1 protein-coding gene is annotated in these 1,562 nt (G+C 64.0%); it reads left to right on the top strand.

The features are described from left to right. Window positions 1-1,562, top strand: a 1,562-nt coding sequence (locus BN1130_RS01135; protein ID WP_042039755.1) for an Ig-like domain-containing protein, incomplete at both ends; no start/stop codon positions are given.

The following is a 1,562-nucleotide window of genomic DNA, read 5'->3' as shown; positions in this document are numbered from 1 at the left end:
GCACAGTGACCCTGGTGGTGACGGATGCCAATGGCAATCAGCAGATCCTGATCGCCACGGTCAATCCGGATGGCAGTTTCAGTGTGGATGTGGTGACGCCCCTGGCTGATGGCGATTACAGGGTGACGGCTTCCGTGACCGATCCTGCCGGCAACACCGGCACTGCCGCCGACGATGGCAGCGTGGACAGCACGGCGCCTTCCGTCACTGTGACTGCGCCGGATAACACCAACGACAGCACCCCGACCATCACTGGGACCACCAATGCCGCCCCTGGCAGCACAGTGACCCTGGTGGTGGCCGATGGCAATGGCAACCAACAGACCCTGACGGCCACAGTGCAGCCGGATGGGACTTACAGCTCGAATGTGGTCACCCCATTGCCGGATGGCGGTTATAAGGTGACCGCCAGCGTGACCGATCCCGCCGGCAACACCGGCACTGCCGCCGATGATGGCAGCGTGGACACCACCGCCAACATCACGGTGAGCCTGGATGACGTGAACGGCAGCAATGTTGCCAACGCCCCCATCACTGGCACCTCCGATGTCGGCCCGGGTCGCACCGTGACCCTGGTGATCACGGATGCCAACGGCGACAAGGTGACTGTCACTGCCGTCACCGATGGCAATGGCAACTACAGCACCACCGTGGATCTGAGCGGGCTGGCGGATGGCAATCTGACCGTCGTGGCCAGTGCCACAGATGCGGCGGGCAACCGTGCTGACGCCCGTGATGACACCACCTCGCTCGACACCACTGCGCCGGATGCTCGTATCACCCTGGATGCCGACATCACGCCGGATGACATCATCAACGCGGCGGAAGCGGGTCAACAGATCCCGGTCACCGGTCGCGTGGGTGGCGACGTGCAGGTGGGCGACACCGTCACCCTGACGGTGAACGGCAAGACCTTCATCGGCCAAGTGCTGGCCGACAAGACCTTCAACATCAAGGTGCCGGGTGCGGATCTGGTGGCGGATGGCGACAAGGTGATCGACGCCAGCGTGACCACCACAGATGCTGCGGGCAACAGCACCACAGCAACTGGCAGCGAAGGCTACAGCGTGGACACCCAGGGCCCGAGCGTGCTGGTCGACATCGTCGACACCCAGCTGACCGTGGGCGAGACCAGTGACGTCACCTTCACCTTCAGCGAGCAGGTGACCGGGTTCGATCTGAGTGACCTGACCGTGGTCGGCGGCACCGTCAGCAACCTCATCAGCAGTGACGGCGGCAAGACGTGGAGCGGGACCTTCACCCCGGATGCCAACTTTGAAGGCACCGCCTCCGTCACCGTCAAGCCGGAGAGTTACACCGATCTGGCCGGCAACCAGGGAAGCGGCGGCAGCGACAGCGCGGCCATCGACACCCAAGCTACTGGCGCGCCGACGGTAGTCATCACCGAGGATGCCAACAACGACGGCACCATCAGCAACAGCGAGATAAATGGTGCAATCAACGTCGAGGTGGGTCTGCCGACCGATGCCAAGGCCGGCGACACCCTCAAGGTGAGCGGCCAGGCCGACCGGGTGCTGAGCGATGCCGACATCACGGCGGGC

This window comes from Aeromonas rivuli (genome assembly GCF_000820045.1).
GTDB lineage: Bacteria > Pseudomonadota > Gammaproteobacteria > Enterobacterales > Aeromonadaceae > Aeromonas > Aeromonas rivuli.
This window is presented reverse-complemented; position numbering and strand designations above follow the sequence as displayed.